At 53.4% G+C, this 9,551-nt stretch carries 10 protein-coding genes; 9 read left to right on the top strand and 1 reads right to left on the bottom strand.

Annotation, left to right across the window (positions count from 1 at the left end; all coding sequences use genetic code 11):
- The first annotated feature begins 70 nt into the window (after nt 1-70).
- Nucleotides 71-607: a DUF3455 domain-containing protein gene (locus B4C79_RS03070; RefSeq protein WP_291742177.1), complete on the top strand. Its 537-nt coding sequence runs from the start codon at nt 71-73 to the stop codon at nt 605-607.
- 98 nt (nt 608-705) lie between these two features.
- Nucleotides 706-1,755: a Fic family protein gene (locus B4C79_RS03065; RefSeq protein WP_105027624.1), complete on the top strand. Its 1,050-nt coding sequence runs from the start codon at nt 706-708 to the stop codon at nt 1,753-1,755.
- A 6-nt stretch (nt 1,756-1,761) separates the two neighbouring features.
- On the opposite strand, the gene B4C79_RS03060 is transcribed toward B4C79_RS03065, so the two are convergent.
- Entirely contained in the window at nt 1,762-2,631 is an 870-nt protein-coding gene (locus B4C79_RS03060) for a LysR family transcriptional regulator (protein ID WP_171101155.1), read from the bottom strand.
- Between the two features lie 94 nt (nt 2,632-2,725).
- On the opposite strand from B4C79_RS03060, the gene B4C79_RS03055 reads away from it, so the two are divergent.
- From B4C79_RS03055 to B4C79_RS03025, 7 genes are all read left to right on the top strand, one after another.
- Nucleotides 2,726-3,763, top strand: coding sequence for a YeiH family protein (locus tag B4C79_RS03055; RefSeq protein WP_291742186.1), 1,038 nt, complete (start codon nt 2,726-2,728; stop codon nt 3,761-3,763).
- Between the two features lie 148 nt (nt 3,764-3,911).
- Nucleotides 3,912-4,679, top strand: a complete 768-nt coding sequence (locus tag B4C79_RS03050; protein ID WP_291742189.1) for a GntR family transcriptional regulator — start codon at nt 3,912-3,914, stop codon at nt 4,677-4,679.
- Nucleotides 4,680-4,690: 11 nt separating this feature from the next.
- Nucleotides 4,691-6,415, top strand: a complete 1,725-nt coding sequence (locus tag B4C79_RS03045; protein WP_291742192.1) for a fumarate reductase/succinate dehydrogenase flavoprotein subunit — start codon at nt 4,691-4,693, stop codon at nt 6,413-6,415.
- 34 nt (nt 6,416-6,449) lie between these two features.
- Entirely contained in the window at nt 6,450-6,683 is a 234-nt protein-coding gene (locus B4C79_RS03040) for a 4Fe-4S dicluster domain-containing protein (protein ID WP_008247354.1), read from the top strand.
- 13 nt (nt 6,684-6,696) lie between these two features.
- On the top strand, nt 6,697-7,644 hold the full coding sequence (locus tag B4C79_RS03035) for a HEAT repeat domain-containing protein (protein ID WP_105027620.1): 948 nt from the start codon (nt 6,697-6,699) through the stop codon (nt 7,642-7,644).
- 11 nt (nt 7,645-7,655) lie between these two features.
- Nucleotides 7,656-7,997: a ferredoxin FdxA gene (gene fdxA / locus B4C79_RS03030; protein ID WP_105027619.1), complete on the top strand. Its 342-nt coding sequence runs from the start codon at nt 7,656-7,658 to the stop codon at nt 7,995-7,997.
- 90 nt (nt 7,998-8,087) lie between these two features.
- Nucleotides 8,088-9,551 (top strand): ABC transporter substrate-binding protein, encoded by a 1,464-nt coding sequence (locus tag B4C79_RS03025; RefSeq protein ID WP_291742200.1) that lies wholly within the window; start codon nt 8,088-8,090, stop codon nt 9,549-9,551.

Here is a 9,551-nt window from a genome sequence, read left to right as displayed (position 1 = left end):
GCGAGAACGTTAAAAACAATCAAGCTTTTGGCCCCAATGCACCAATACCCGAATTGAAGGAGTTTGTTCAATGAAAATCAAACAATGCTTTTTGTTTTTGTCGATAACGCTGCTTGCCGCAACGTCATATGCCCAAATGCACACCGACCAGAAAAATTTACCCGCATTGATTCAAGTGGCCACAGGCAACACTTTGGTGCTGGAAACCCGCGCCGAGGGACAAATTACTTATGAATGCAGCAAAGAGAAAGACCCGCTGACCACCTATAAATGGACCATGACTGGGCCCAAGGCTGATTTGCGCAACACGAAAGGCGAAAAGATTGGTGATTACTCCGGTCCGCCCGCACGCTGGAGTCACAAAGATGGATCGTTCATCACCGGTTCGCAAGTGGCCGTGTCGCCCAACGGCAGCAAAAACATTCCCCTTCAACTGGTGAAAGCCGATGTGGCCGGCGGGCAGGGTGCCTTGACCGGAGTCAGTTATGTGCAGCGCGTGAATACGCAAGGTGGTGTAGCGCCAGCCAAAAAGTGCTCGGCTGACAATGATGGCGAGAAAGCCGAGGTAAGTTACAGGGCCGAGTACCGATTCTGGGCGGTGAATTGATTCGAAAGATCAGCTTATACAACCATTTAAAAGCCTATTTGCACCCAATAATTTGAAATTGGCTATTAATTGGGTGTAAATGGGTGTAATAATGGGCAATGCTGAATACACACTCACTTCAAATTTCTCCCGAAATTTTGCGCCTGATTGCTCGCATCGACGAGTTCAAAGGCGCTTGGCGTGCTTTGGGTACACTGGCGCCAGACCGTCTTTCCGCCTTGCGACGAATTGCAACCATTGAAAGTATCGGTTCCTCCACTCGAATAGAGGGCAGCAAACTGAGCGATCGCGATGTGGAGCGATTGCTTTCCAATCTCTCTATTCAGTCTTTTGATTCACGAGACGAGCAGGAAGTTGCTGGCTACGCAGAGCTGATGGATTTGGTGTTTTCCGCTTGGCAAGACATTCCGTTTAACGAAAATCACATCAAGCAACTGCATCAGGTTTTGCTCAAGCACAGCAACAAAGACAGCCGACATCGCGGCGCTTATAAAACCAGCTCCAACAGTGTGGCTGCGTTTGACCTTAGTGGTGTGCAAATCGGAATTGTTTTTGAAACAGCGACTCCGTTTGATACCCCCCGCTTGATGGCTGAATTGATTGAGTGGGTCAACGAAGAGCGCCAAAAAGGCGAGCTGCATCCTTTGCTGATCATCGGCATTTTCGCTGTGGTGTTTCTTGAAATACACCCGTTTCAAGATGGGAATGGCCGACTAAGCCGGGTGCTAACCACCTTACTGCTCATGCAGGCAGGTTATGCCTATGTTCCTTACAGCTCGCTTGAAAGTGTGATCGAGCTGAACAAAGAGGCCTATTATCTGGCCTTGCGGCAAACCCAAGGTACCATTCGATCCGAGTCTCCGAACTGGAATTCCTGGATTGTGTTTTTTTTGCGTTCCTTGGCTGAGCAAGTGCGTCGATTGGAAAAGAAAGTTGAACGCGAAAGAATTGTGCTTGCCGCTTTGCCACCCTGGTCGTTAAGTATTGTCGAGTTCGCCAAAGAACATGGCCGTGTCACCATCGGCGAAATGGTCCGCTTGACTGGCGCCAGCAGAAATACCTTGAAACAACATTTTCGAAATCTGACTGAGGCAGGGCATTTGGAGCAGTTGGGCAGTGGGCGTGGTGCGTGGTACCGGCTTAAATAGAATTGATCAGTGCTTGGGAGCCCCCAACAAAGCCTCAAACGCCAGCGCCGCATTGCTCAGCGGCCTGTGTGGCAAGCGCAGCCTGAACAAGGGGCGTTCCATTTTTCCTGAACCCAGTGCAAAGCGTTTTACGCGGCGCAAGGCAAGTTGATCTCGTGCGGTAATTTTAGGCACAATGCCCACACCGCAACCCGCTGCAACAGCTTGGATAATCGCCTCGTTGCTGTTCATCTCCAGTGTGCGCTGGGCTTGTATCCCCATGTTCTGCAGCAATTGCTCCGCCACGTTGCGGCTGCCTGAGCCCTGTTCGCGCAGTATCCACACCTGCTGCTCCAGTTCGCGTTTGCGCGCGCCATTCTCAAAGCTGGGTGCAATGGCGACCATTTCTTCGGTGCGCCACAAACGGGTTTCAATGCGTTCGTCGACCACCTCGCCTTCCACCAGGGCCACATCCACTTTGCAGTCCAGTAAAAGTTGAGCCACGTTCTCGGTGTTGGCGCCTACCATCTGTACATCCACGCCGGGGTGTTTGTCTGAAAACTTCTTCAGGTAAGGCGCCAGCCAATAACTGGCGATCGTGGTACTTGCACCCACAATCAGGCGCCCGCGTTCCAGGTTCTTGAAGGCGCGCAGTACTTCGCTGGCTTCGCGTTCCATGGCAAACAGGCTTTTGCCATAGTCAAACAACACTTGCCCGGCCTCATTGGGTTTGAAGTACTTGCCCTGGCGTTCAAGCAGCAGGGTATCCAGTTGCGCTTCCAGTTCTCGCACGGCTTTTGAAACTGCGGGCTGGCTGATGCCCAGTTGCTCTGCTGCCTTGGTGAAACTGTTTTCTTCCACCGCGCAAACATAAATTTTAAGAAGGTGTAAATTCATGCATAACCTATAGTTATGAATACAGAAATTCTATTGTCTATGGGTATGAGAAAAAAAGCATCACCATAAGGTGTCTTTTTTGAATTCATGATCCATGCGCGTTCTTCAAGCTCCCAACACTGCCTTGCCTTTTGGTTTGCTGCTCAGCTTTTTGCTGGCTGCATTGGCCTGGCTGGGCGCTGTACCGGGTGGCCTTGCAAGTTGGGGCCTTGGCTTGTTGCCTCTGGCCATGTTCCTGGGCATGGCACTTGGCAATGCTGCACCCGCATTGGCGCAGCACGGGCACGCCGGGTTTGGCTTTGCACGCCGCCATGTGATGCGCACCGGCATTGCCCTGTTTGGTTTCCAGTTGGGGTTTGCTGATTTGCTGGCAGTGGGTTGGCAAGGTGTATTGGCTGCGGTGTTTGTTGTGGCAAGTACTTTGGGGTTGGCGGCTTGGCTGGGCAAGCGCATGGGCCTGCAGGCCAGCAGTTTTTTGCTGATTGGTGCTGGCAGCGCAATTTGCGGGGGTGCAGCCATTGCTGCGGCCGACTCGGTATTGCGCGCGCCACCTACGGCCACCTCGGCTGCCTTGGGCACAGCCGTGGTGTTTGGCACGCTCAGCATGTTTGCCATACCGGGGTTTCAGTGGCTGTTTAATTTGCAGGCCGATTTCACTGGCCTTTGGCTGGGCTTAAGCGTGCATGAATTGGGGCATGTGGTGGCGGGCGCTGCCCTGGTGGGTGGTGAAGCACCCACATTCGCATTGATCGAGAAAATGTTGCGTGTGGCCTTGCTGGCGCCTGCCATGGTGTGGCTGGCTTGGCACATGGTGCGCGAGCAGCGCAAACAGCCGGGCGCCCAAGTCAGCCATGTGTCCATGCAACCCCCTTTGTTTCTGTGGGGGTTCTTGTTGGCAGTGGTTTTGAAATCCACGGGCGTGCTGAGTATTCCACTGGAAATTGCCTTGGTTGATTTGTCCCAACTATTAATGGCTACTGGTTTGGCGGCTTTGGGTGTGGGCACGCGCTGGCTTGATTTGCGCGCTGCGGGTGGGAAGGTGTGGGTGCTGGGCAGTGCCTTGTGCATTCACCTTTGGGCAGCAGGATTCGTCTTGGTGCACGTGATTCAAAGCGGTGCTGCAGCGCATTAATTTGGGTCGCCCAGAAAACGCAATGCTGCACAAGTGCAAGTAATAAATAGGTAAAGCGGCAAAAACGGCACTGCTACGGTGCAACAAAATCTGGCACGGTCTATGCATATCATGACCTGTCATAACAAGTTTGATTCAGGCAGCAAATATGAACGGGAAATCAGCGATCAAAGCAGTAGAAGAGCAGGCTTTCGATACGAATGTATCGGCATTGCCTTTGTATACCCAGGTGCGTGAAAAGTTGCGCAAATGCATTCTTGATGGCACATATGCACCCCACACACAAATGCCTTCTGAAAGCCAGATGATCCGCATGTTTGGCGTAAGCCGAATCACGATTCGCCAGGCACTTGGCGACCTTCAAAAAGAAGGGCTGATATTCAAGGTGATGGGCAAGGGCAGTTTTGTGTCCAAGCCTAAAGCATTTCAAAGCCTGTCGCGCTTGCAGGGTTTTGGCGAGGCCATGTCGTCCTCGGGTTACGAAACATATTCGAACGTGCTCAGTGCCAAGTCTGTTGAAGCCACCGCGCAGGTGGCCAATCGCCTGCATGTCAAACCTGGTCAGCCTGTGTTTGAAATTCAACGTCTGCGCTTTTTGAATCGCGAACCTATTTCAGTGGATGTCAGTTATTTCCCGATCGAGATTGGTGAAAAGCTGCTGCAGGAAGACCTGACGGTTCGAGATATTTTCGCGATTCTTGAAAACGATCACGGCTACAACCTGACCCACGCGGATTTGCAAATTGAAGCCATTTCAGCCGATGAATCGCTGGCCCAACAACTGCGTGTGGACGAGGGCTGCCCTTTGCTGCGCATGGAACGAATGACTTACGCGGGCGACACGCCCATTGACTTTGAATACCTGTATTACCGGGGCGATGCATTCCAGTATCGCTTGCGCATCAACCGAACTTGAGGAGTGTGAACATGAAACGCATCGACTTGGAATACGACCTGGTAGTGATTGGTGGCGGCACAGGCGGCCCCATGGCTGCCGTCAAAGCGAAAGAACAAAACCCGAAGCTGCGCGTGCTGTTGGTGGACAAAGCCAACGTGAAACGCAGCGGCGCAATTTCCATGGGCATGGACGGGCTGAACAACGCGGTAATTCCAGGCCACGCCACAGCTGAACAGTATGTGAAGGAAATCACGATTGCCAACGACGGCATTGTGGACCAGGAAGGTGTGATGGCCTATGCCGCCAATAGCTTCGACATGATTCAAGAGCTCGACAAATGGGGCGTGAAATTCGAGAAAGATGAAACTGGCGACTATTCAGTGCGCAAGGTTCACCACTTGGGCAGTTATGTGTTGCCCATGCCTGAAGGCCACAACATGAAGCGCGTGTTGTACCGTCAGCTCAAGCGTACAAGGGTTGAAGTGACTAACCGCGTGGTGTGTACGCGCCTGTTGACCGGTGCGAATGGCGAGATCACAGGTGTGATGGGATTCGATTGCCGCACCGCAGATTTTTATGTCATTCGCTGCAAGGCCGCCATTATTGCAACCGGTGCCGCAGGCCGAATGGGCTTGCCTTCTTCCGGCTACTTGATGGGCACCTACGAGAACCCCACCAACTGCGGCGATGGCCACGCCATGGCCTACCATGCAGGCGCTGCACTGGCCAACCTGGAGTGCTACCAGATCAACCCGCTGATTAAGGACTACAACGGCCCTGCCTGCGCCTATGTAACCGGCCCCTTCGGTGGCTACACCGCCAACGCAGCCGGTGAGCGCTTCATTGAATGCGATTACTGGAGTGGCCAAATGATGATGGAGTTCTACCGCGAACTGCAAAGCGGCAACGGCCCTGTGTTCCTGAAGCTGGACCACCTCGCCGAAGAAACCATCAGCGAAATTGAAGTAATTCTGCACACCAACGAGCGCCCAAGCCGCGGCCGTTTCCACGAACAACGTGGCAACAACTACCGCAAGGAAATGATCGAAATGCACATATCCGAAATCGGATTCTGCAGTGGTCACAGTGCTTCAGGCATCTGGATTAATGCGCAAGGTGAAACATCGGTGCCCGGCTTGTACTCTGCCGGAGACTGCGCTAGCGTACCTCACAACTACATGCTGGGTGCATTCGTGTACGGAAAGATTTGCGGTGTAAATGCCGCTGCTTACTGCGCCGACAACACCTTGAATGAACTGGACGAAGCCCAGGTACAAGCCGAGCACGACCGCATTGAAGCGCCTCTGTTGCACACCGATGGCCCCACACCCTTCCAGGTGGAATATAAAACACGCCGCTTGGTCAACGACTATTTGCAGCCGCCCAAAGTAACCCGCAAATACCAAATCGGTTTGCGCCGCATGGACGAGGTACGCGCCGATGCGGCAAACATGGTGGCCACCAATGCCCATGAATTGATGCGCGCCATGGAAACGCATTCGATCATCGACTGCGCCGAAATGGCCGCGCGCGCCAGCCTGTTCCGCACCGAAAGCAGGTGGGGCCTTTACCACTACAGCGTAGACCACCCCGAGCGCGATGACGCCAACTGGTTCTGCCACACCCTGCTGTACAAAAACGCGCAAGGCCAAATGGCCATGAAGAAAAAGGAAATCGAGCCCTACATTGTGCCCATCGATGAAAAGGAAATGGATGCTTACCAGCGCTTGCGCGTGGTCGGTGAAGCCGCTTGATTTGCCCTAACACACAACACGAGAGGTACTGAACATGACCATGGCCGCAACAATTACCCAAGTCCCCGTCAAGGTGGATTCCGAGAAATGCATTGCCGAAAAAGGCTGCACCGTGTGCGTGGATGTGTGCCCGCTCGATGTGCTTGCCATTGACCACGTCACCGGCAAGGCATTCATGAAATTTGATGAATGCTGGTATTGCCTGCCCTGTGAAAAAGATTGCCCCACAGGTGCTGTGCATGTGGACATTCCATTCTTGCTGCGCTGAAAAGGAGCACACCATGAGCATTGCAATTCCTACCTTGCAAGAACGGCTGAACAGCCCCGATGCCGAAGTACGCCGACTGGCTGTGATTGACTTGCCTTACAGCGATGAAGACGACATTGAGTTGTTGTTGCTGCCTTGCCTGCACGATGCCGATGCCAATGTGCGCCTGGAAGCAGTGCGTGCACTGGAAGGATTCGAGGATCAAACCACGGTCACAGCTTTGGCACAGATGCTGCTAGATACATCAGCAGTGGTTCAAGAAGCGGCCGGTTTGGTGCTTGCCGAATTGAAAGAATCTGAATCGGCGCCGCCCTTGATTCCGCTGCTGACCCACGCGGATGCCACTGTGCGTTCGCTGGCCTTGAAAGCTGTGCGTGCGTTGCGGGTGCCTGAAGCTTACGAGCCCGCCTTGAACCAGTTGAAAGACCCCAGCCCGGCAGTTCGCCGTGAAGCAGTGGGTGTGCTGGGTTACCTCAAGCGTGCAGAGGCAGTGGGTGAGCTGGCTGAAGTGGCGGCCCACGACCCCGATGGCGAAGTACGCCGAATTGCCGTGGGTGCATTGGGTTACACGAACGAGGTTAGTGTGCTGCCTTCACTGATGCGGGCTTTGAACGACAGCGTGTGGATGGTGCGAGAAGAAGCCGCAGCCACCATTGGCAAGCTGGGCATGGCACAGGCCACCGATGAACTGGTGAAAGCCATGCAAGACGATTACTGGCAAGTGCGTGTGAAAGCAGCGCGTGCCTTGGGTGTCATGAAGGCTTTGCCTGCGCTTCCTGCACTGGTGGAAGCCATGAACGACACCGTGAGCAATTTGAGAAAAGAGGCGGCCATTGCCTTGGGTGAAATTGGTGACAAACGGGCCATTCCCGCACTTGAAAAAGCGCTGGAAGACAACGACCCGGATGTGCGAAAACTGGCCCGCCTGGCACTGACCAACATCACGCTGAAACACAGCTAAGGGGATTTGCCATGACATTCGTGGTGACGCAAGCCTGTATTAAATGCAAATACACCGACTGCGTGTCGGTGTGCCCGGTGGATTGCTTTCACGAGGGGCCGAACTTCCTCGTGATTAATCCTGAAGGCTGTATCGATTGTGGTGTGTGCATTCCTGAATGCCCAGCCAGTGCAATTTACGAAGAAGGCAATGTTCCAGCGGACCAGCAGGAATTCATTGAAATCAATGCAAGGCTGGCTCAGCTGTGGCCGGTGATTGACAGCGCCAAAGAGCCGCTGGAAGACGCTGACGCCTGGGTTGATATCACGAACAAAAAGCAGTACCTGGAGGAAGCCTGCACAGACAAGGCCTAAGCCCGAGAGCATTCAAATATTCCGACTGTCAAATACAGCCAACCACCTGGCACCAATTTTGAAACGAGTCTATTGAAAAGGATTGTTGACATGAACACGGGAATCTTCAAAGGAATCGCAGCACAGGGCAAGGTAGTTGGCAGGTTCATCGGCATTCGCGCAGCCAGCGCGCTGGTGGCCTGCACACTTTCATTTCCAGCATTGGCCGAAGTGGTCACGGTGGGAATTGGTACACAGAACACCACCACCAACACAGTAACTGGCGGTGTTGTATTGAAAGAACTCGGCTTGATTGAAAAGCACCTGGCCAAGGTGCCACGTTTCAAAGACATTCAGTTCAAGATTGAATGGCAAAACTTCACTTCTGGCCCACCCGTGACCAACGGCATGGTGGCCAACACTTTGCAAATCGGCATGATGGGCGACTACCCGCTGCTGGTGAACGGTGCCACGTTTCAAAACGGCAATGAAACCAAAAGCCGCCTGATTGCGCTGATTGCTTACAACGCGGAAGGTGCGGGCAATGGCGTGGTGGTGCACAAAGACTCCCCTTACTATGAGCTGGCTGACCTGAAAGGCAAAAAACTCTCCGTGCCTTTTGGGTCGGCAGCACATGGTATGTTGCTCAAAGCGCTCGAAGACCGTGGCTGGACTGCCGAAGACTTCGAGCTTTCCAGCCAAAGTCCGGAAGTGGGCACCTCCAGCTTGCAAGAAAAGCGCATTGATGGCCATGCTGACTTTGTACCGTTTGCCGAGCTTCTTCCTTACCGTGGTTTTGCCCGCAAAATTTTCGATGGTGCTGAAACCAAAGTGCCCACGTTTCACGGCGTGGTGGTGCGCGAAGACTTCGCCAAAAAGTACCCCGAGTTTGTGGTGGCCTACATCAAAGCATTGATGGAAGCCAACGACTGGGTGCGCAAAAACCCGGTGCAGGCTGCCGCAAAAATTGAAGAATGGACCCGCATTGAGAAAGAAGTGGCTTACATGTTTTTAGGCCCAGGCGGTGTGCACACTTTGGACCCCACCATCAAGCCCAAGTGGGTTGAAACCGTGAAATACGACCACGGTGTGCTGAAACGCATGGGCCGAGTGAAAGACTTCGACGCAGATGCATGGGTTGATGAAACCTATGTAAAGCAAGCCTTCAAGGAACTGGGCCTGGACTACGCCAAACAAAAAGCCAGCACCACCAACTATGAAATTAGCGGCACCGACCCGCTGTGCGGCGGCAAGATTACCGAGTCACGCCAAGCTGGTGAAGTATGGATTGAAGGCGGCGCAATCACTGCTTACAAGTCGGCCAATTGCACGCTGGCTGCCATCAAGAAAGCCCAAGGCGAGGGTAAAAAAATTGGCGTGGCCTATGTGTACGACCAAAGCATGAAGATCAAGGTGTTTGCCGACAAAGCGTTTTACTCGCTGAAAGCCCGCGCGAAAACTCCCGAGATTGTGCCCTTCCTGTTGAAGAAAGACGCAGAGGCCTTTGCTGCGAAGAACGGCGGCAAGGTAGGCCTGTATGACGATGCGCTTGCACTTGCTGTAGTGGGGAAATAA

It is taken from the genome of Limnobacter sp. UBA7229, assembly GCF_002473065.1.
GTDB classification, from domain to species: Bacteria; Pseudomonadota; Gammaproteobacteria; order Burkholderiales; family Burkholderiaceae_B; genus Limnobacter; species Limnobacter profundi.
The sequence above is the reverse complement of the archived record's forward strand: the minus strand, read 5'-3'. Positions and strand labels throughout refer to the sequence as shown.

Bases quoted from the DNA above. Each gene is read 5' to 3' on its own strand.
- B4C79_RS03025 (WP_291742200.1), top strand. From the start codon at position 8,088: ATGAACACGGGAATCTTCAAAGGAATCGCAGCACAGGGCAAGGTAGTT.
- B4C79_RS03035 (WP_105027620.1), top strand. From the start codon at position 6,697: ATGAGCATTGCAATTCCTACCTTGCAAGAACGGCTGAACAGCCCCGAT.
- B4C79_RS03060 (WP_171101155.1), bottom strand. From the start codon at position 2,631: ATGAATTTACACCTTCTTAAAATTTATGTTTGCGCGGTGGAAGAAAAC.
- B4C79_RS03065 (WP_105027624.1), top strand. From the start codon at position 706: ATGCTGAATACACACTCACTTCAAATTTCTCCCGAAATTTTGCGCCTG.
- B4C79_RS03045 (WP_291742192.1), top strand. From the start codon at position 4,691: ATGAAACGCATCGACTTGGAATACGACCTGGTAGTGATTGGTGGCGGC.
- fdxA (WP_105027619.1), top strand. From the start codon at position 7,656: ATGACATTCGTGGTGACGCAAGCCTGTATTAAATGCAAATACACCGAC.
- B4C79_RS03050 (WP_291742189.1), top strand. From the start codon at position 3,912: ATGAACGGGAAATCAGCGATCAAAGCAGTAGAAGAGCAGGCTTTCGAT.
- B4C79_RS03070 (WP_291742177.1), top strand. From the start codon at position 71: ATGAAAATCAAACAATGCTTTTTGTTTTTGTCGATAACGCTGCTTGCC.
- B4C79_RS03040 (WP_008247354.1), top strand. From the start codon at position 6,450: ATGACCATGGCCGCAACAATTACCCAAGTCCCCGTCAAGGTGGATTCC.
- B4C79_RS03055 (WP_291742186.1), top strand. From the start codon at position 2,726: ATGCGCGTTCTTCAAGCTCCCAACACTGCCTTGCCTTTTGGTTTGCTG.